Annotated in this window: 18 protein-coding genes and 4 pseudogenes; 12 read left to right on the top strand and 10 right to left on the bottom strand. The window is 57.8% G+C overall.

Features of this window, described 5'->3' with window-relative positions; translation table 11 throughout:
- Window positions 1-364: 364 nt before the first annotated feature.
- Window positions 365-850, bottom strand: a complete 486-nt coding sequence (locus tag ABCW43_RS16420; protein WP_345926307.1) for an Lrp/AsnC family transcriptional regulator — start codon at window positions 848-850, stop codon at window positions 365-367.
- A gap of 133 nt (window positions 851-983) precedes the next feature.
- Here ABCW43_RS16420 and ABCW43_RS16415 point away from each other — a divergent pair, with 133 nt between their 5' ends.
- The 5 genes from ABCW43_RS16415 (at window position 984) to ABCW43_RS16395 (ending at window position 7,641) form a co-directional block, all read left to right on the top strand.
- Window positions 984-2,171, top strand: a complete 1,188-nt coding sequence (locus tag ABCW43_RS16415; RefSeq protein WP_345926305.1) for an amino acid aminotransferase — start codon at window positions 984-986, stop codon at window positions 2,169-2,171.
- Window positions 2,172-2,203: 32 nt separating this feature from the next.
- Window positions 2,204-3,832 carry a thiamine pyrophosphate-dependent enzyme gene (locus ABCW43_RS16410; RefSeq protein ID WP_345926304.1) on the top strand — a complete coding sequence of 543 codons (1,629 nt, stop codon included), beginning with the start codon at window positions 2,204-2,206 and terminating at the stop codon, window positions 3,830-3,832.
- Between the two features lie 28 nt (window positions 3,833-3,860).
- Complete coding sequence (locus tag ABCW43_RS16405; protein WP_345926302.1) at window positions 3,861-5,123, top strand: Glu/Leu/Phe/Val family dehydrogenase; 1,263 nt, start codon at window positions 3,861-3,863, stop codon at window positions 5,121-5,123.
- A gap of 46 nt (window positions 5,124-5,169) precedes the next feature.
- The gene (locus ABCW43_RS16400; RefSeq protein WP_345926301.1) at window positions 5,170-6,465 is read left to right on the top strand and encodes an NAD(P)/FAD-dependent oxidoreductase; all 1,296 of its coding nucleotides are present in this window, start codon (window positions 5,170-5,172) and stop codon (window positions 6,463-6,465) included.
- A 255-nt stretch (window positions 6,466-6,720) separates the two neighbouring features.
- Window positions 6,721-7,641, top strand: a complete 921-nt coding sequence (locus tag ABCW43_RS16395; RefSeq protein WP_345926298.1) for a transglutaminase-like domain-containing protein — start codon at window positions 6,721-6,723, stop codon at window positions 7,639-7,641.
- A gap of 418 nt (window positions 7,642-8,059) precedes the next feature.
- Here the strand turns inward: ABCW43_RS16395 and ABCW43_RS16390 are convergent.
- Window positions 8,060-8,293 (bottom strand): annotated as a pseudogene (locus tag ABCW43_RS16390) (BA14K family protein); the annotation flags it as partial.
- A gap of 178 nt (window positions 8,294-8,471) precedes the next feature.
- Here ABCW43_RS16390 and ABCW43_RS16385 point away from each other — a divergent pair.
- Window positions 8,472-9,317, top strand: coding sequence for a nucleotidyltransferase domain-containing protein (locus ABCW43_RS16385; protein WP_345926296.1), 846 nt, complete (start codon window positions 8,472-8,474; stop codon window positions 9,315-9,317).
- 77 nt (window positions 9,318-9,394) lie between these two features.
- Window positions 9,395-9,823 (top strand): annotated as a pseudogene (locus ABCW43_RS16380) (3-keto-5-aminohexanoate cleavage protein).
- Here the strand turns inward: ABCW43_RS16380 and ABCW43_RS16375 are convergent.
- The 4 genes from ABCW43_RS16375 to ABCW43_RS16360 all read right to left on the bottom strand — a co-directional run bounded on the left by ABCW43_RS16375 (window position 9,817) and on the right by ABCW43_RS16360 (window position 13,725).
- Entirely contained in the window at window positions 9,817-10,461 is a 645-nt protein-coding gene (locus tag ABCW43_RS16375) for a class I SAM-dependent methyltransferase (protein ID WP_345926295.1), read from the bottom strand. The pseudogene ABCW43_RS16380 and the gene ABCW43_RS16375 overlap by 7 nt on opposite strands.
- A 53-nt stretch (window positions 10,462-10,514) precedes the next feature.
- A complete protein-coding gene (locus ABCW43_RS16370; protein ID WP_345926293.1) occupies window positions 10,515-11,315 on the bottom strand; it encodes a DUF8605 domain-containing protein in 801 nt (266 codons plus the stop codon).
- A 210-nt stretch (window positions 11,316-11,525) separates the two neighbouring features.
- Entirely contained in the window at window positions 11,526-12,722 is a 1,197-nt protein-coding gene (gene cml / locus ABCW43_RS16365) for a CmlA/FloR family chloramphenicol efflux MFS transporter (protein ID WP_345926291.1), read from the bottom strand.
- A gap of 217 nt (window positions 12,723-12,939) precedes the next feature.
- Window positions 12,940-13,725: a MerR family transcriptional regulator gene (locus ABCW43_RS16360; RefSeq protein WP_345926289.1), complete on the bottom strand. Its 786-nt coding sequence runs from the start codon at window positions 13,723-13,725 to the stop codon at window positions 12,940-12,942.
- A gap of 184 nt (window positions 13,726-13,909) precedes the next feature.
- Here ABCW43_RS16360 and ABCW43_RS16355 point away from each other — a divergent pair, with 184 nt between their 5' ends.
- On the top strand, window positions 13,910-14,506 hold the full coding sequence (locus ABCW43_RS16355) for a CGNR zinc finger domain-containing protein (RefSeq protein WP_345926287.1): 597 nt from the start codon (window positions 13,910-13,912) through the stop codon (window positions 14,504-14,506).
- A gap of 4 nt (window positions 14,507-14,510) precedes the next feature.
- Here the strand turns inward: ABCW43_RS16355 and ABCW43_RS16350 are convergent, their stop codons facing one another.
- Together ABCW43_RS16350 and ABCW43_RS16345 are read right to left on the bottom strand one after the other, a co-directional pair.
- Window positions 14,511-14,954 carry an SRPBCC family protein gene (locus ABCW43_RS16350; RefSeq protein WP_345926285.1) on the bottom strand — a complete coding sequence of 148 codons (444 nt, stop codon included), beginning with the start codon at window positions 14,952-14,954 and terminating at the stop codon, window positions 14,511-14,513.
- A complete protein-coding gene (locus ABCW43_RS16345) occupies window positions 14,954-15,289 on the bottom strand; it encodes an ArsR/SmtB family transcription factor (RefSeq protein WP_345926915.1) in 336 nt (111 codons plus the stop codon). Before ABCW43_RS16345 ends, ABCW43_RS16350 begins: the two co-directional genes overlap by 1 nt.
- Window positions 15,290-15,452: 163 nt before the next feature.
- Between ABCW43_RS16345 and ABCW43_RS16340 the strand changes: the two genes are divergently transcribed.
- Window positions 15,453-16,250, top strand: coding sequence for an SDR family NAD(P)-dependent oxidoreductase (locus ABCW43_RS16340; protein WP_345926283.1), 798 nt, complete (start codon window positions 15,453-15,455; stop codon window positions 16,248-16,250).
- 80 nt (window positions 16,251-16,330) lie between these two features.
- Here ABCW43_RS16340 and ABCW43_RS16335 read toward each other — a convergent pair.
- Window positions 16,331-16,950: pseudogene (locus ABCW43_RS16335) on the bottom strand (IS30 family transposase); the annotation flags it as partial.
- Between the two features lie 47 nt (window positions 16,951-16,997).
- Window positions 16,998-17,927, bottom strand: a pseudogene (locus tag ABCW43_RS16330) (IS30 family transposase); the annotation flags it as partial.
- Between the two features lie 656 nt (window positions 17,928-18,583).
- Here ABCW43_RS16330 and ABCW43_RS16325 point away from each other — a divergent pair.
- The 3 genes from ABCW43_RS16325 to ABCW43_RS16315 all read left to right on the top strand — a co-directional run bounded on the left by ABCW43_RS16325 (window position 18,584) and on the right by ABCW43_RS16315 (window position 19,838).
- The gene (locus ABCW43_RS16325) at window positions 18,584-18,946 is read left to right on the top strand and encodes a hypothetical protein (RefSeq protein WP_345926279.1); all 363 of its coding nucleotides are present in this window, start codon (window positions 18,584-18,586) and stop codon (window positions 18,944-18,946) included.
- Between the two features lie 375 nt (window positions 18,947-19,321).
- On the top strand, window positions 19,322-19,501 hold the full coding sequence (locus ABCW43_RS16320; protein ID WP_345926913.1) for a PAAR domain-containing protein: 180 nt from the start codon (window positions 19,322-19,324) through the stop codon (window positions 19,499-19,501).
- Between the two features lie 109 nt (window positions 19,502-19,610).
- Window positions 19,611-19,838, top strand: coding sequence for a DUF6881 domain-containing protein (locus tag ABCW43_RS16315; protein ID WP_345926277.1), 228 nt, complete (start codon window positions 19,611-19,613; stop codon window positions 19,836-19,838).
- The last annotated feature ends 31 nt before the right edge of the window (window positions 19,839-19,869 follow it).

The raw sequence follows: 19,869 nt of genomic DNA, 5'->3' as shown, positions 1-19,869 counted from the left end.
TCAACTACGCGCTCCCAATGGGATCAAAGCAGTTGGTTCTGTTGCACCGTAAGTCTCGTCGTATCGGCAATCGTCACCGTTTGTTTCCTCGTCGGCAGGTACCGACCCGACGCGATGTCGTTCACCATACTCCCCATCATCGTGTGTGCGATGCTCATGGGCGTCGTGATCAAGAATGCAACGGAGGAGTTGGTACGTAACCGCAGCTTCCTCTGCTTGAGCCTTGTGGCCTCTACGATGATCTTAAGCTCATGGGGAGTGGTATCTCTCGCTGATCGGCCTATCATATCGCGAGGAATAGACGCCGTTCTCCTGACCTATAGCAAAGTTAAGTAATTGGCTCGTCAGACTGCAGGGGGCTCGTTCATTGCAAGATTTGCAGGGGAAGTTCCGTGCTTTTTTTCAACGTCTTCAGAACGATGCTAGATGTTACAGACGCCAGCCCACCCGTCACTTTGATCATCCGCTCTAGGAACACACTAAGATGATCGAGGTCTCGGGCCACGATTTTCATAAGGAAGTCGGCGTCTCCTGTTTGAGAGTAACACTCTAGAATCTCTGGCGCGGTCTCGATAAAGCGATGGAGCTGGGCGTTCCCCTCGTCAGTGTGGGAGCGCAAGCTCACCAAAGTGTGGGCCACCACCGAAAAACCCAGCTTTTCCGGGTTCAGTATCGCAACGACATTCTGGACCAGCCCATCTCCGCGCAGTCTGTCAAGGCGTCTCGAACATTGTGCGGGCGACAGGTTCACCATCTGAGACAACTCGATTTGCGTGAGCTCGGCATTCTTCTGAATGGCTGCCAGAAGCTTGACATCAAATTGATCAAGCGACGAAAGTGTGGGCCTCATGTCGAATCTCATGCACTGAATGGCGATAAATCAAAACTTCCTTGCATCATGTTGGGGGAAACCTCGAAAAGTTGCAAGTTCTATTCCTTCGATCGGCGATACCCTTCACTTCATGTCCCACGGAGGAAAGATCATGTTCGAGAAACTTAATGCACAGCCTGCCGACAGCCTCTTGGCTCTCATAAAGGCATTTCAGGCTGATCCACGCAGCTACAAGGTTGACCTGGGCGTTGGCGTGTATCGCGACGAAAACGGCAACACCCCGGTCATGCGTGCTGTGAAGCTTGCCGAGAAGCATTTGCTTGAGACGCAGGACAGCAAACGTTACCTCGGTCCTGAGGGCGACCTCACGTTCGTCGATCTTCTCAAGCCGATCATATTCGGCACAGAGTTCGACAAGACGCGGGTCGTCGGAATTCAGACCCCAGGGGGCAGCGGTGCGCTGCGCCTCGGCGCCGAACTGATCGGCTCCGCTAGCGCTGATGCTAAAGTGTGGCTGGGAACGCCAAGCTGGCCGAACCACGCACCGATCTTCGAGTCTGCTCGCCTTGGTGTAAACGGTTATCGCTTTGTCGATCTCGCCAAGCAGCAGATCGAGTTCGATCTCGTTCTTGAAGCTCTGCGTGCTGCCAGCGCCGGCGACATCATTCTTCTCCACGGATGCTGCCATAACCCAACCGGACTTGATTTCGACCGGGCGCAGTGGGAGCAAATCGCGGCCCTGCTGGCCGAGCGGAAGCTGATCCCCTTCATCGATCTGGCGTATCAAGGTTTGGGTGATGGACTTGAGCAGGACGCCGAAGCAACACGTCTCATTCTTGATTCCGTAGATGAAGCCCTGGTTGCCTACTCGTGCGACAAGAACTTCGGCCTCTATCGCGAGCGGGTGGGCGCTCTCTATCTTGTCAGTCGGAATCCTGAGCAACTGAAGGTCGCCGACGGCAACATGGCCGCGCTAGCACGTGTCAACTGGTCAATGCCGCCGGATCATGGGGCAGCAATTGTCCGGGTTATTCTTCAGAGCGCCGAGCTCACCGACATCTGGAGGCAGGAACTCGTGCCGATGTGCACGCGTATCAACGGTAACCGGACCGCTCTTGCGTCGGCTCACCCTGAACTGGAATTCATCGCTAAGCAGCGTGGCCTCTTCTCCAACCTTTCCATGTCCAAGGACACCGCGGTCGCACTGCGCAACAAGCACGGGATCTATATGGCCGATTCTGGCCGGATGAACCTGGCGGGAATGCAGCCGACCGATGCGAAGGCAATCATGAAGGCTCTCGCCGCCGAGGGAACTATCGGCAACCGCGCCGCAGCCTGAACGGACCTGGATAGAAAAGACTGGATCACAAGATGACAAACAAAGAAACGACGGGCCAAGCCATCGCTCGCTCTCTCGTCGAGAATGGAGTGGATACTGTTTTCGGTATCCCTGGCGCCCACATGTACGACTTCAACGACGCTCTATATGAGAAGCGCAATCAGATCCGCTTCATTCATACCCGTCATGAGCAAGGCGCCGGCTACATGGCATACGGCTATGCGAAGTCCACAGGCCGCATTGGAGCCTATACCGTCGTTCCCGGCCCGGGCGTCCTTAATTCTGGTGCCGCGCTCTGCACCGCCTACGGCGCAAACTCCCCGGTCCTTTGCCTGACTGGCAACATCATGTCGCATCTGATCGGGCAGGGCCGTGGCCAGTTGCACGAGTTGCCCGATCAACTGGCGACAATGCGCGGTATCACCAAGGTCGCCGAACGGATCGACCACCAGTCTCAGACCGGCGCAGTGATGGCGGATGTCATCGGCAAGATGCTCTCGGGGCGCCAGGGACCGGGAGCGGTGGAGGCTCCGTGGGATGTTTTCGGGATGTCCGGACCGGAAGTTGATCTTCCTGAAACTCGGCCTGCGGCAAATCCGAAGGTTAACCCGGATGCGATCAAGGCCGCAGCGGAAATCTTCGCGAACGCCAAGAACCCGCTGATCATGGTGGGCGGCGGCGCGGTAAACGCTGGCCAGGAGATCGCGGCGCTGGCTGAGGCGCTCAATGCCCCCGTCACTTCACATCGATCCGGGAAGGGCGTCGTAAGCGACGACCATCCGAATTACCTCAACTTCGTTGCGGCATTCGATTACTGGAAGAACACGGACGTCCTGATCGGCATTGGTAGCCGCCTTGAACTTGAGTTCATGCGCTGGAGATGGCTCCCCAAGGGGCTGAAGGTTATCCGGATCGACATCGATCCGACGGAAATGGTGCGGTTGAAGCCCGATGTCGCGATCGTCGCTGACGCGACGGCGGGAACTGCCGCGCTGACACAGGCCGTTGCCCAGAAGGCAACGCCGAGCCGCGTCGAAGAATTTGCTGGTCTAAACCGGGAGGCCCGGGAACGGTTCTCTGCCGTACAGCCGCAGGTGGACTATCTCAATGCTATTCGTGAAGCACTTCCCCGCGATGGTTTCTTCGTCGAGGAAGTCAGCCAGATGGGGTTCACCGCCCGCTTCGCTTTCCCGGTATACGGCCCGCGCCAGTACGTGACGTGCGGTTATCAAGACAATCTCGGCTTCGGCTATAACACGGCTCTCGGCGTGAAAGTCGGCAACCCAGACAAAGCGGTCGTGTCCGTGTCAGGGGACGGCGGTTTCATGTTTGGCGTTCAGGAGCTTGCAACGGCCGTCCAACACAACATTGCCGTGGTTGCTATCGTCTTCAACAACAATGCCTACGGAAACGTTCTTCGCGACCAGAAGCAGACCTATTCCGGTCGATACATCGGCTCCGACCTCACCAACCCTGATTTCGTCAAATTGGGCGATAGCTTCGGCGTGAAGACCTATCGGGCGACGTCTCCAGCAGAATTGAAGGCCATGGTGACAGAGGCACTGGAACTGAACGCACCGGTGTTGATCGAAGTGCCGATCGAAAAGGGCTCGGAGGCTAGCCCGTGGCCGTTCATCCACCCAGCGCCGCCCGCTGCATAAGTCCCGCTATCGCAAGCGAGTTGTTGATATGACAGACATCTATGCCGGTCCCGTCTTCGAGATGGCGCTGACACAGTTTCACCGCATTGCCGACCGTCTGGAACTTCCCGACGGTCAGCGTAGCCGCCTTCTTTATCCGAAGAAGGCTATGACGATATCGTGCCCGATTCACCTCGATAGCGGTGAAGTCGCTGTTTTTCAGGGGTACCGGGTCCAGCATCACCTGACGCTCGGACCGACGAAGGGTGGCACGCGCTTCGCTCCGAATGTCGATATCGGCGAGGTCGCAGCTCTTGCTGTTTGGATGAGTTGGAAATGTGCGTTGGCTGGTCTGCCCTATGGTGGAGCCAAGGGGGGGATCACTGTCGATCCTCGACAGCTTTCTTTGCGCGAGCTGGAAGCGCTGTCGAGACGGTACATGCAGGAGATGATCCCATTCGTCGGACCCCACATTGATGTGATGGCGCCGGACATGGGGACAAATGAGCAGGTCATGGCCTGGTTCATGGATACCTACTCCATGCACCAGGGCAGGACAGTCAGCGAAATCGTGACGGGCAAGCCTGTTAGCGCAGGCGGTATTACTGGACGACGCGAAGCCACCGGCCTCGGTACTGCCCATCTCATTGAGCGGGCGATGCAGAGCATCAATCTCGATCCGGGCAAATGCACCGCCGTGATCCAAGGTTTTGGTAATGTCGGGTCCGTGACGGCTCTTGAGCTTGTAAGGCGCGGCGTTAAGGTCATCGGCGTTTCCGACCATACCGCCTGCTACGTTGACAAACGTGGTCTCGATATCGAGGCTCTCGATCGATACGCGACAGTAAATGGGCACCTTTCCGACTTCAGCAGCGAGCTTCTTTCAGATCCGAAAGAACTTCTGACGATGGAATGCGATGTGCTCGTTCCGGCAGCAATGGAACGGGTCATTGACGCTCATACGGCCCGTCGCCTGAAGTGCCGGATCATCGCCGAAGCCGCCAACGGGCCGACGACGCCGGACGCCGACGATGTTCTAGATGCCGAACGCCCGGAAATCCTCGTCATCCCGGACATCCTGTGCAATTCGGGTGGCGTGATCGTCAGCTATTTCGAATGGGTTCAGGGCCTTCAGCAAGTTTTCTGGAATCGCGACACCGTTGTGGCGAAGCTTTGCGAACTGCTGGACGACGCTTTCTCGAAGGTCATCTCGAAGGCTTCATCGGAGAAGATATCTTACAGGTTCGCGGCCATCACGATCGGGGTGCAACGCATCATGGACGCGAAGCAATCCCGCGGGCTATTCCCTTAAACGCGGGGTAGCGCCTTTCATCGTCGTTGAACAGGTGAGGTTCCAAATGTCTCGGCAGCATGTTGTGATCGTCGGTGCCGGTTTCGGAGGGCTTCAGGTTGCCAAGAGCCTTCGTGGCCTCGATATTGAGGTCATAATTATCGACCGGCGGAACCATCACCTGTTCCAGCCCCTGCTATATCAGGTTGCTACATCAGTCCTGGCGACGTCAGAGATTGCTTGGCCGATACGGCAGATGTTCCGAGGAAGTCAAAACGTCCGGACCGTACTTGGCGAGGTTGTGGCGGTTGATCGACAGCTACAGCAGGTCAAACTGGCCGACAAAACAGCCTTTTTCTACGACATTCTCGTGATGGCAACCGGTGCCCGGCACATGTACTTCGGACACGACGAGTGGGAGACGTCGGCACCAGGCTTGAAGACCCTGGAGGATGCAACGACAATTCGACGTCGCATCCTTATGGCATTCGAGAAGGCGGAGACGGAAGCGGACCCAGAAAAGCGCAGTGCTCTCCTTACCTTTGGGATTGTTGGGGCTGGTCCAACAGGCGTGGAACTAGCGGGCATGATTTCTGAACTAGCTCGCCGAACCCTCGTCGGAGAGTTTCGTCATATCGACACGCAGGCCGCCAGGATCCTCTTGATAGAGGCTGGAGCCCGGCTGCTTCCAACATTCACGGAAAATCTGTCGACGTACGCGGAGAGGTCGCTCGAAAAGCTTGGTGTTGAGATTCGCAAAGGAAGTCCTGTTACCGCCTGTTCACCGACCGGGGTAACAATCGGCTCCGAATTCGTAGTGTGCAACACGATCATTTGGGCGGCGGGCGTGAAAGCGTCAAACGCCGCGGCATGGTTAGGAACCGCTGCTGATCGCGCGGGGCGGGCCATCGTTCAAGCAGACTTAACGATCCAGGACGTGCCAAATATCTATGTCATCGGTGACACTGCGTCGGTCCAGTGGAAGAATGGCACGACGGTGCCAGCCATAGCCCCGGCAGCCAAACAGCAGGGATCGTTCGTGGCTCAGCGAATACGGCATCGGCTAGCCGGGCGACCGGCGCCACAATCGTTTCGCTACCGACACTTGGGTAATCTGGCAACGATCGGGCGTAACTCAGCAGTGATTGATTTCGGCCGCCTGAAAATCCGAGGCTGGCTGGCTTGGTGGATTTGGGGTGTCGTTCACATTTATTTCCTCATCGGAGCGAGGAGTCGTCTCGCCGTGGCAATGAGTTGGCTATGGATATCGTTCTCACGTCAGCATAGCGCGCGTTTGATCACCCAGAGAGATTCCGAGCCTGCATTGCACAACCGAGAAAACGAACTGTCGTCTGAATCGTAGTCATGCTTCAGTTATTCGGGCAAACGCGAGGCGGTTCTAATAGGGACTTATGCTGCTAAGACCATCTAGCGTTTCCCGAAGCTTGATTATTTTCAGTTGTTAAAATCGGGCGAGGTAGGTGTCGATGGTTCGGATCCCTTCAAGGCGTGATGGTCGCATCCAGTGCCCGTCTTTCATGGATGAGGCGCATGTACCGCACCCGGCTTCAGGCGCAAGAGCGATTCAAAACTCGGAACATTTAAGAATAGCGACCGATTGACAATTTTTGAAAATTTGCCCTTCTTGTCGTGTCTCGATCTTAACTGGAAAGAGACAGCAATGCGCAAATCCTTCTATGCTTCCCACAGCGTCTACTCCGAACCTGGGCCGTATCGCGAAACATTGATGCGTCGTGGAGTCGAGCCTAAGTCAATTGCCAGGTGGATTAGCTCTTTCATGCAGCATCCTCGCGGTTCTGAGTCCGAGGAACGAGGCTTTAAACCTGAACAGGCGGCGGATCTGGAGCTGCGTTCTGTGGCAGAGATCTTGTCTGTCGCCGTAAAACGCAATTTGCTTGAAGGCGAATCCGCACAGCACAAAGTCGGGGGCGTGTGCCGGGATTTCGCCATAGTGGCGGTAAGTGGATTTCGTGAGCGCGGTATCCCGGCTCGTCTCCGTGTCGGCTTTGCTGACTATCTGGTACCTGGCCACTGGGAAGATCATTGGCTTTGCGAATGGCATGACTGCGGGCGTTGGAAACGGCTCGACGTTGAGTTTGCGGCTATTGACGGTATTCCTTTCGATACTATGGACGTGCCGCGCGGGCGATTCCTAACAGCAGGCGAGGCATGGCTTCGGATCCAAGACGAGCAGGAGATCGCCTCGCGATTTGGCGTGTCGAGCCTCGCTCTTGGGGGGGAGTGGTTCGTGGCGGGAAGCGTGCTTCGAGAAGTCGCAGCCCTGCGTAAGCTGGAACTGAAACCGTGGGATTACTGGGGTCTGTCAAAAGACCTTTCCCCCGCCTCCCCAGAGTTGTCGCAGCAGATGAGGACAACGCTAGACCATCTCGCTTCACAGCTCAGGACCGTCACTGTCGACGGGGAGGACGAGCCGGAAGCTATCGCGGATTGGTCTTTGCCAGAGCAGGTTATCAGCTTCCCACACGGCGAGCCTGTGGCTGTCAGGTTGCGTAACTGAAAAATCACTGCAATCTCCATTGCTGCGAGTGCGGCGGGAGACCGGCAAGGGTGCAAGTCCTTTTCGGTGAGGGATTACGAGCTCACCGGCCCGGGGCCGTGCGCCGACATCCGTGAGGACGTCGGCGCATCATCGACACGGGAATGCAAAGGCCAGCCGCTTAGCAGTGAAACAGTCATGGTTTCGGGTGCCGGTGTTGTTCGAAGGACAGAAGGCTGCGTCAGATTCCAGTTTGAGAACGATGCCTGCCGCCTCCGGAAAGAGAGCGGGAGCGATTGCGAGATTTTGCGCTGTCGTTGCATCCGGAAAAGACCCACCTGATCGAGCTTGGCCGCTTCGCAGCGACTCAGCTCGACGCACTTTGGTCAGGCTCTACGAGCAGACGGCGACTACCTCAGCGGCCTCGCTCATGCCCACCTTAATAATACGGCGACAAGCACTGTTCACGCGGGCCATTATACGGCTGGAAGCTATTGTCGTATGCACGGTATTGTGCGTAGCACCAATCAATATGCGCGGCCGTCAAACGTGCCGCGCGCGGTAGGGGATGGGCCAGTGTCCGATCGACAATGACACCGGTAGCAAAGGCTGCAGGGGGAAACCAGAACCCCCGATAAAAGCGGTAACCAGGTCTCGCAACGACGACACCCCGGATACGTGGAAACTTTCGTGAACAAAGGATTCGCAACGAGTCCCCATGAATGAGCCAAGGGAATTGCGGAGCCCCTCGCAACCTTGCTTAGCCGCTACCGTCGTCCGCGTAAGCTTTAGGGTCAGGTTATCAGTGCATGTGGAAACGAGGGGAGCCGGAATGTGGGAGAAAACAGGTGATGATTGATCTGCTGACTAAGGAGATGGCCGCAAGCCTTGCCGCTGTGCCCGCAGTTGAGGCGGTTGTACTTGGTGGTTCCCGCGCCCGAGGCGACGCCGGCCCGGGATCTGATTATGATCTCGGTCTCTATTTCCAATCTTGCTCGCCATTCACTATTCAGGACCTACAACGAGCGGTGTTGCCGTTTGTTGATGCAGGTTCGGGGTCATCGTTGACGCGAGTAGGCGAATGGGGACCCTGGATTGTTGGTGGCGGCTGGCTGACCGTTAAAGGCCAGCCAGTGGATATTCTCTATCGCAGTTTGGATGATGTGCAGGTTACCATCGACCAGGCGTTGAATGGTATTATTCGGGTGGACTATCAGCCCGGACATCCGCACGGATTCGTTTCAGCTATCTGGCTGGCCGAAATTCATTACTGCAAGCCTATTATCGATAAGAACGGCGCGATCGCAAGACTGAAGCAGAGCCTTCAACCCTATCCGAGGGCACTCGGATTGGCTATCCTCGATCGATTTCAGTGGGAGATCGCCTTTGCCGCCGGTAACGCGGCCAAGGCAATTAAGCGAGGCGACCGGACCTATATTGCCGGGTGCATCTTCAGGGCACTGGCATGCGTGGGGCAAGTGATCTGCGCCTTGAACGGCACCTATGTGATGAACGAAAAGGGCGCCCTCCGCCTTGCTGCCTCCCAACCTCTTGCTCCAACTGCACTCGCGTCTCGCGTCGACCTTATTTGGGAGAATTTTGCCAGCGGTGATTTTGAAGAAGCGTTGAGAATATTAGGCCGAATTGGCGAAGAGGTGGATCGACTGGCGGACTCGTGGCGCGCCACTGCGGAGTGACACCTGATCTGCGTTCCGGCGGGAACAGGGGAAACGCATCGTCGTTCAATGAAGCTCAGTGCTCGGGATTATATGAAGTGATCGTGCAAGCATGCATCAATGGTAGCAGGAAACGGGACTATCATCCCCGCCTTCCGCTCACCGTCGAAGAAATGGTGGAAGATGCCATCGCTGTGATAGAGGCGGGAGCGGCGGAGTTGCGTGTTCATCCTCGCGACAAGTATGGGCGCGAAAGCCTCCACGCGGTGGACGAGACAGTCGAAGCTATCCGTACGGCTTGCCCCGGCACTCCCATCGGCGTCTCGACCGCCGCTTGGATAGCTGTTGCCCGGCCCCTCATTCTGCACGGATATGACGAAACCGCCTGGCCTTTCGTTCGGCGGGCATGAGCGCAGCGCCTGTCGACGTGTGTCGGCATGGAGGACGGAAAGCACCTTCCTGATGGATCGATAGCGCGCGACAACGCCGAGATCGTGTCCGCAGCCGTTAAGCTCTTCCGTCAATAAGCAAGTGCAGAGCCGTTGAACATGAAGACACTGTTGGTCTTTTCTGTGCTGGGCTTGAACATCGAAAAGTCCGGCCCAGCATACGTCGCAAGGAAAGTGAACCGCGCTTTCGGCAGGAAGGCTCGGCCGGGATCGCCGACAAGGACCGTGATGCCTGAGCGGGAGCATCGATCAAAACAGTCCGTGATCTTAGCGGCCAGCTCTTCCTCGTAAAAGAGATCTCCGGCCAGGACGACATCGACTTCGGGCAGGGCTGCGCTCGTGAGATCGCCCAGCATGGGTGACACTTCCACTTGGTTCGCTTCACCGTTGAGTTCGATGGCCGACATCGCATAGGAATCGATATCCGCAGCGACGACCATCGATGCCCCAGCCTTTGCCGCGGCGACACCGACGATGCCCGACCCCGCGCCAAGGTCGAGGACGCGACGGCCAAGAATGCTTGTGGGATGGTCCAGGATATACCGGGCGAGCGCCAACCCTCCGCCCCACAGGTGTGCCCAATAGGGAGCTCCGAAGTTATCGTCATGTTCGGCAAGGCGCCAGAGACCGCTTCTCGGGCCGGCCGTATACAGCGAAATCTCGGGGACGGTAGCAACGGGTCCGAGCGAGAAATTCTCACGAATGAACCGATGCAAATCGATGGATCCATTAAACGTGATGACAGCTCTCCCAATACTCGTTCGGAGCCCTAAGGGTCACCATTGCCCGACAGGATTTGAGCCGCGCCCCGCATGGCAGCCCGAAAGGCTTCGTCAAAGTTGACCCCGCGAACCGTCCAGGCGTGTTCCGATTTTCCGGTCGCCAGGCGCCAGGTCGCGATCCAACCGAGCTCCTTGTCGCTCCAGACAAGCCGGCCGACCAATGCCAAATCGGAACCGCTAGCCTGCACAGCGCGGTTTACATCAGGCGAAGCCGGCCCCAGCGCCCATGTATTGAGATGGGCGCTGGGCGGGAAAACCACCCGCATTGAAACCGGCTCGGCGCCCAGCACGAAGGACTCACGCATGGCGGCGTCGCGCGGATCGTCAGGAGAGACGTGGAACAGCGGCCCATCTCGCTGAACGTCAAGGAATACCGCGAGGGAGGGACGTTTTTCGAGCCAAGGACGGCTGCGCAGAGTGGCCAGCAGATCATCGATCACCGCCGGGTCGTAGCGGCAGGTCAGGTCGTGCGGCCGGTCGTAAGTACCCTGCTCGTCATGGATTGGCTTGCCACCCAGGCGATCACGGTAGGAGAAAGACTGAACCAGACTGCCGGCGCGCGAGCGCAAGGACTTCATCTCTGGCCGGCGAGCCAGGCGCTGATCGCCCGACACCCTGACAAGCACGCGATCAAGGCACTCTCGGAAACCCAATTGCCGGTTCTTCTCGCCCTGCCCGGTGACGATGGCCTTGGCGGTGTAGAGATCTTCGAGTTTGCCTGCCGATCCCACAACTGGGAAGGCCACCTGCAGGATTATGAGAACAATTCTTACCGCGAGCCTGTGCATCTATTTCGGCGCTTTATCCTATGTAACCGTTTATGAGGTTACGTGCACTATTGTCACAAATCAACCAGTGGCCGCCTCTTTGCTGAGACTGCCTGAGACGCTTCTTGTCTTTGAATTTTGTCTACGTCGTAGGATCCATGCCATCCTTGTCCATGTCGCCACTGCCGGTGCGGGGCGGCCCTTTAAAGTCCGCCCCGCCATCCGCCTCTGCTACGTCATGTTGCTGCGTCGACGCAGAACAAACCAGGAGCCCAATACAGCGGCAGCCATTCCTGACGAATAGGCCACGAGGGGCCATACGGTGTCAGCGCGAAGTGTAATCACCGCGCACGTCCCGAAGAAGCCGACGATCAGACTTTGGGCGCAGAAATACAGCGCAACAGCAGATCCTGCCCTGTCCTCAAATCCACTAAGTGCACCCTCTGCAGTGACTGACACCGCAAGAACGATTCCGATAGCCATGATCCACATTGGGACTATGAAGGTCAGAAGCGACGGCTGGTCCGCGACTTCGCCGAGGCTCAGGAGTACGGCCCCGAACATCAGCGCCGCCATGCCCGTGGTGAGGCAGCGGGCGGTGCCCAACTGACCAATGAGCCGCCGTGAGCATCGTGTGGTAATGATCATTGCTACCGCGACCGTCGAGAAGGAGATGCTGAACTCCAATTCCGAGTAACCAGCTCTTTCAATGAGCAGGCGTGGCGCCGTGGAGAAGAACACGAAGAACGTACCCATGGCCGCGCTGAACCCGAGCGTGTATGTCCAGAACGCGAGACTGTACAATATTGGCCAGAAACTCCCGCGCGCGGGAACAGCGTTAATCGGGCGCGTTTCGTGCCATCGAAAGATCGCATTCACCGTCGCGAGCAGACCGGCGGCGCCAAGAGCGATGAAAATGGCCCGCCACCCGAAGGCTCCTGCGATTAAGGCTCCTGCGATCGGCCCAAGGGCGGGTACGAAGGCAAGGATTGAACTGAACAGGCCATAAATTGTCACGCCTTCCGGCCGTTGCGCATAGACGTCGCGAACGGTTGCGAATGTCGCAACAAGGGCGGCAGATGCACCGAGGGCCTGAAGAAGCCGAAGGAGAAGGAACACACCTGCGCTCGAAGAAACGGCAAGGCCGAAGGAGGCGGCCGAGAAAAGGACCGCTCCGCCAACGAGAACTGGCCGTCGTCCCACCTGGTCTGAAGCCGGCCCAAAAACCAGTTGGCCCACTCCCAATATCACCAGATAGAGGCTGAGCGTCAGCTGGATCACGGCTGGACTGGCGCCAAGCTCGGATGGCATGTGAGGTACCACAGGTAGATAAATGTCCATCGCCAGAGACGCGAGGACATCAAAGGGCGCCATCAGCAAAATCGATGCGGGCAGGGAATAGCGCCACGAAACATGGAATTGAGACATAACAAGATCCGCTCAAATGAAAACATTTGGCGGCGCCGGTTGCATATTGGAGTTCTCAGACAAAGCGCCGCAACAACACAAAGGACGTTGTTGCGGCTTACTTATCTGCTGACTTGGTGGCTCCCATGCCAATCGCTCCAAGGTGTATTGGTCTGTCAAAAGTATCTACCAAACCAGCGTCTGCCGAGCAACAGCCGGCCGAGAGCTTGCACGGCAGTCATGTCGGGCTTCGGCCAACTGTGCGGCGCGCCCACGCTTTCATGGCGGTGGTGAGATAGTCGGCGAAGCCGGGCTCGATTGCCTCATATCGGGCGCGAAAGTCGGAGTGTTGATAGACATCGGCAAGGCCAGCATAGGTTTGCGGTTCACACTCGCCGCCATTGCTTGCTCCCACCCAGCGGCGATGCCGCTCCAAAGCCGGGTCGAGTGCGGTCGATTGCGGGGGCACACCTCGGCGAAGGCCTTCTGCCAGCATGTTCTCGATCTCACGCAGCTCGTCCATCCAGGCCACGCGTTCTTCCTCTGACAGCTTGGCCATCCTTGCGCGGCTGCGCTCGATGTCGCGGTTGACATCCGCCCCATAGCGCTCAACGAGCCAAGCCTCGTAGCCGGCTTGCGTTTCCGGTGCGATGATCCCGGAGTAGAGGTCCTTGTCTTTCATGGTGATGTCTCCTTCCAGTCGCGCAATTGTGCTGTCTATAGTCTGCAACATGGCCGTCTGGCGCTCGATGTTCCCTGCAAGCCGATCCCTTTGCCGTTTCAGTGTCGCCAGTCTGTCGAAGTCCGGGGCGTCAAGGACTGCCGCGATGTCCCCGAGCGGAAGGCCAAGTGATCGGTGGATTAGGATTTGCTGCAGGCGCAGCATCTCGGCCTCTCCATAATAACGGTAGTGGTTGCGTCCTGTGAAAGCGGGCCGCAGCAGGCCGATATCGTCGTAGTGATGCAATGTTCGGACAGTGACGCCTGCGAGACGGGCAAGCTGCTTGACGGTGTAAGTCTTCAAGGTTGATCTTCCTCCACAGACAAGCCTGGACCCTCACGTGGCGTGAGGGTCAACAGCCATAACGCCCCTTCATCGCGATGGCTCTTGCCAGAGATTGCGTAACTGCATAAATGGTTACATGTCTCGATTAGATCCTTCAACGCTGGCGCCCCGTGCCTACTTTTCTTCGTTGGGCCGGATGAGAATGCTCGCGGGCGACCCGGCGCTGGACTTTGCCAATACGCTGCACTGGCGAGAAGGCCGGCTGGTGGATTTCATCCCTGACTATATATCACTGATTGAATGGTGCTATCCGGCTGGGCTTCTGGCCGAAGCTGAGTTGCGCTTGCTGTTGGATCGTGCCGGTGCTTGGTACGACACTGCGGAGGCCGCGCATATTTCCGCCATCGATTTAAGACATGTCTGGCGCGAATACCTGGCCCAGCAAGCCGGGTCTGAGGCTAAAATCGACGGGGGCCAGGGGCTATGCGCCCGGCTTGCCGAAACACTTGGCGATGGGGGACTGCAAGCCGCACGCATGTCCGCCCACTCCGGTGAAGCCACAGCGCTGCTCATGCTACCGGTCAGACGCATCACGCTTGCCATCACCAGTCTGGAATTGATCCCCGTGGAACGTCGGATCGGTCGCTGCGAGGGCGAGCCCTGTGGCGGATACTTCCTCGATTCCAGCCGGTCCAGGCCTCGGCGCTGGTGTTCCATGGATACTTGCGGCAATCGCGCCAAGGTGCGAGGCTTTCGCGGGCGCATGCGAGCGGACGAAGTCACTTCCTCCGGCAACTGACCCGTCAGCCCGGATGGTGTCCTTCCGTCAGGAACTGCCTCAGCTTTCCCAGGCAACCTTGCCAGCCGAGTGCATGTTCGTCGCGCACCGCCTCATCCGCGAAGCGCTCGTGGTGAATGCGCACTTCGGTACCCTCGGGGTGTTCGAGGAAGGTGACATGCAGCAGTGATGGCTCGGCGGTGTGCGTGCTGAGCGTCCAGGTGTAGCTGATACAAGCCGGAACTTCGACATGGGTGAAGATGCCGCTGATCCAGATGACCTCGCCATCGAGACCGAGATTGGCCAGCCGATAGGCGCCGCCGACCCTCAAGTCGATTTCGGCATGCGGGCAGGTAAAAGGCGGAGGCCCCCACCATTGCCGGACAAATTCGGGGGACGTCCAGGCGGCAAACACCTTGCTGCGCTCCGCCTTCACCACTTGCGAGGCAAAAAGTTCGGTTGGCTTCATCAGCGGTCTTCCCGGCTTTCGACGAATTGCGCGAGCCCCTGTAATTGGCTCGTCCAATATTGCCGATAATGAGATATCCATGCATCGGCGTCTGCAAGCGCGCCTGGCGCGAGTAGACAAGTCTGGCTGTTGCCCTCCTGACGCCGCTCGATCAGCCCGGCCTTTTCCAGCACGAAGAGATGCTTGGAAATGGCATTGACCGACATGTCGTAGGGGCGCGCTAACTCGTTGACGCGCGCGGGCCGCCCGCTGAGATCGGCGAGCAACTGCCGGCGGGTTCGGTTCGAGAGCGCGTGGAAGATGGCGTCAAGCCTCTCGTCTTCAGATATCATCACTTCCGTCAACCAAATGGTTGACACTCCCTCAGGTTCGGCCTAGAAGACATTCGTCAACCGATTGGTTGACGAATAGCAGTTACTCCCATCGCAATCAACTGGCACGACGCTGAAAGGCGGCGGTGGCAGGGGATTGCCCTAACACACGGAAAAGGAAGGCTCCATGCTTCTTGAGGGAAAGAATATCGTCATTTTTGGCGGCAGCGGCGCCATCGGCACGGCCATGGCCAAGGCCTTCGTCGCGGACGGTGCCCGCGTCTGGCTGGGCGCGCGAAACGATGAGCGCCTGGCCGCCGCGGCCGACCAGGTGCGCGCCGAAGGCGGCATGGTCGAGACGTTTACGGTCGATTGCCTGGATGAGGCTCACACTCAGGAGGCCATTTCGGCGCTCGCCGCACGGATTGGCGGCATCGACGTTGCGATCAACGCCACCAGCTTCCTGCACGACCAGGGCTCCCATATCGACGATCTGGACCTCGCGACCTTCATGAGCCCGGTGGAGAACTTCCTGACCTCGCTGTTCAACAGCAGCAAGGCGGTTGTGCCGCATATGGGAAAACGAGGGCAGGGCGTCATCCTCACGCTTTCGACGCCTGCTGGGCGCACGGCACCTCCCGGCCATCTCGGCTACAGCGTCACCTGCGCGGGTGTGGAAGCCTTTTCCAGGGTGCTGGCCGCCGAGCTGGGGCCGCGCAATATCCGGGTCGTCTGCCTCGGCCCGCATGCGATTTCGGATGCCCCGCAGGCGGGATCCTATACCGGCGAGCTCTTTGCGCCCAAGGCCAGCGCCCTGGGAATGACGGTCGAGCAATGGCTGGGCGGCGGCGCCCAGACCACGATGCTGGGTCGGCTGCCAACGCTCGCCGACGTGGCCCAGACGGCAGCCTTTCTGGTATCCGACAAAGCCCGTTCCATGACCGCTGCCTATGTCAACCTGACGGCGGGAATGATCCCAGAGTAGGAGTGGAGCCGCAGCTTCATATAATGATTATCTTGGAGAACCTAATCCAAGTGCATCATGCCGGATTGTAGGGTAGGGGATCAGCCGCTTTCGCGCAAATGGGGGATGAACACTTCGGCCGGGGTTTTATAGCCGAGGCATTTACGCGGCTGCGCATTCAGGTGGTGGGCGAGGTCGACGAGCTGTTGCTGTGTGATGTTGGATAGGTCGGGGTCACCGGGCAGGAAGCGGCGGATGCGCTTGTTGGCGTTTTCCACAGCACCTTTCTGCCAAGGTGGGTTTGGGTCGCAGAACCAACTCTTGGCGCCGATCCCGTCTTCCAAAGCTCTGAAGCCGGCGAATTCGGTACCGCGATCGAAGGTAAAGCTGCGGCGAGCAAAAGACGGGAGTGGTGAGAAGGCCGTGATGATCTTGTCCATGATTGGCCGCGAGTGGCGACTGCGGTTCTTGATCAACACCGTGTAGCGGCTCTTGCGCTCGACAAGCGAGTGATGTTGGCCTCGCCAAGTTCGCGTTTGAAGATCAGCAGATCGCCTTCTCAGTGGCCGAACTCGGACCGATCATCAACAAAATCAGGCCGTTGCGAGATCCGGCACTCAAACGGAATGACGCCGCCACGCGGCTTACGGAATCCACGCGGCAAGCGTCGGCGACGTCGCTTAGGCAGGTGCTCGTAAAGGCCAAGCGGATAATCCTCCTTATATGGTCGAATGATAACGGCCGAGTTGGCGGACTATCTCACCAATCGGTCGCGTTGAGTTGGTTGCAGATCTCGATCAGATCTGCGTCTGTGACCGACAGTGGATCGACCTCTCTCGAAAGCCATTTCCGTACCCGACCGTTAGTGTTCTCGACCGTGCCTTTCTGCCAGGGTGATTGTGGATCGCAGAACCACGTTTGCGCTCCGATGTTTGCTTGTAGATACGGCCAGTCGGTGAACTCTGTGCCGCGGTCGAAGGTGATCGAACGGCGGGCAAGATGGGGCAGGGCCCGCAGGGCTTGTATGAGGCCATCCATGACAGGCCGGGACTGCCGATCATTGTTGCGCAGAAAGATCGCAAAGCGGCTAACCCGCTCGACAAGCGATGTGACATTGGCCTTTCCGAACTTCTTGCGGAATTGGATCAGGTCGCATTCCCAGTGGCCGAACTGCTTGCGATCGGCAACGACGTCTGGGCGGCGCAGAATGTTCAAGTCAGGGCTAAAGCGTTGGCCATGCTTGCGTCTGGCATGTCGCGGTCTGCGCCTAGCGCGATGCTCCGGCAAATGCCGCCACAGCTTGATAGCATGGCCGTCGGCCGAATAGGCGAACTTGTAGATCGTTTCGTGGCTGACCGAGATCGGGTGACGTTCCAGCCGCATCCGGCCGGCGATCTGCTGCGGTGACCAGCCGTGCACGATTCGGTCGATCACCGACTGCCGCACATGTGAGAAGCGCACAAGCTTCCGCAGCTTCACACGACGTTCGCAAGCCATCTCATGCGCCGTCACGCAATAATAACCGCTGAGATCAGCTATCTGCTTATCGACGAACATATTGCGTATGACTTCACGAAAGATCGTCGAACGACGTCGTCCGAGCTTCTCCGCGATGACCGCGACACTGAGGCCAGCCGCTCTCCAGCGAGCAATCTTACGGCGTTCATCCAATCCAATATGGGAGTAGGTGCGTTCCATGGCATCTTCCTTGCGAGTGACATCCCATTGGTATCTTTCGCAAGTCGCACTTCATCCTTGAACCCACCCGGCTACATCCAATGCATCGCGTAATATATATTATGGAACTGACCTATATGCTCCAGGCCATCACAGTGAAAAAGGAACGGAAGAATTTCCCAACCTGCATGTCGCCTAAAATCGCCACGAGCGAGTGCTGCGGACTCACCCCCCTGGATATCACTCCTGAAGCTAAAGCCTCGACTCGACAGACCGGGGCTCGAACAAACGTTCTGGTTCGGCGGCCACTTAAGAGCCCGGACGCAAATCCGAACTGCACTCGCTAACGTTTTGGTCCGAGTATATGCTCCCCGATCAAGCGGCATACACGCGTCGCAAAACAGCAATCGCTGGTCCTATCTGTTAACGCTGCCTTCAACCACCTGTAAGCGAACTCCAACACCATACCGACCTTCCAGTGTGGCTCCGCCAAATATTACTCTGTCACGCGTATACGCATCACAAAACTGAAGCCGCCTAAAGTAGTCAACTAGCTTGAGCGTTCCAACACCCGTCACGTTCAGCATCAGTTCGTTTCTTTGCTCAGAAGTTAATCGCTCTCTCGCTTCCACAAACGTTTCAACGAGGCGGTGTAGGTCACGTGTTCGAACGTCGTCTTGTCGATCGACATCGGGACGTTGTGCGCCTGGAACGCCATTGGCTCTAATGCGCCCCTCAACGCCATTTCCCTCGCCGGGGGCAATGACCCTATCGTCCGCAAGACGAGGATCGAAACCCGTGACGAGGTCAGTAAGCTTTCTCCGAAGCCGCCGCTGCACGGTCTGTTCATCTGTTTCGTGGGGACGCCTCACGTCCGCTTGGTCGGCATGCTCCAACAAGACCCACTCGCAACCCTGCAGGTGCGTGTGGGCGGGGTTCTCGCGAAAGTGAGCGGCCACCTGCTTGGTGCCTTCTTCCGAATTGAACATGTAGTTGACAGCGGTGACCTTCACCTCGGCCGCCCTGCAATCTGGACTTGAACATAGAAATCGAAACCGTGGAGGGCGTGGATCACAAGACAGGTATGCCCTCCGAGCTGCGTCGATCGTGACAACGTCATCAAGTTCTACGCAGTATGCGCGCGTGATCCGCATCAGTGGCAAATCTTTCGATGACCGATGTCTTGGAAACCGGAATTGAATGGCTTGCATCTACAGCGACTTTGCGAAGGACACCTTAACGCTCAGAGCGTGACCCGCCCATCATCAAAGCAACGGTACTTGGCACGTCCTTGTTCGCGATCGCACCATCGTCACCCTGAGCGTCTTGTGGCATCTGCCACATAATTTCGAGATTATAAGCACGTCCTAAATCGGCCGATCTCCACCGTTTTGAAAGGTGATGCCTACGCTCCGGTGTGCCCTTCCTGCCCGGAACCATCTCACGGACGCTCCTTGGCGACGGGTTCCGGTTCGGTATTCGTCAACGGCAAGCCAGCCGGGCGGGTCGGCGATGCCATCGACTGCGGCGGACAGGCCGCGGACGGATCGGGGAACGTCGAATCGGCGACTGAGCTGCTCACTATTCGTATCTAACCATGGTCCCACTGAGCATCGCGGGAAGGTCTACGCCAGGGAAAGCCGAATGAGATACCTGAAAGTTGACTGGAAACATACATTTCCGCAGCAGCCACTGTAGCTGTTCATGGAGCTTGACGACGCTGGCGTGGAAACCAGAAAGGGCCACATCTATCCCGACGGTCACAGGGAACGCGCCGATGCCATCCTTCCGGACAAGGATACTCAACTCTGCTACGAACCAACTCCTCCGCTAGAAGAGATCAACTCCGACCCTCAGTTTGAAGGCTGTTGGATTACGCAGGAGGAGTTTGAAGAAGAGTGGAAGAAGACACCTCAACAGGCAGGACAATGATAGCACGGCGACTTCAAAATAGTCGAGGACG

Origin of the sequence: Neorhizobium tunisiense, assembly GCF_039631515.1 — a bacterium.
Taxonomy (GTDB): Bacteria; Pseudomonadota; Alphaproteobacteria; order Rhizobiales; family Rhizobiaceae; genus Neorhizobium.
This window is presented reverse-complemented; position numbering and strand designations above follow the sequence as displayed.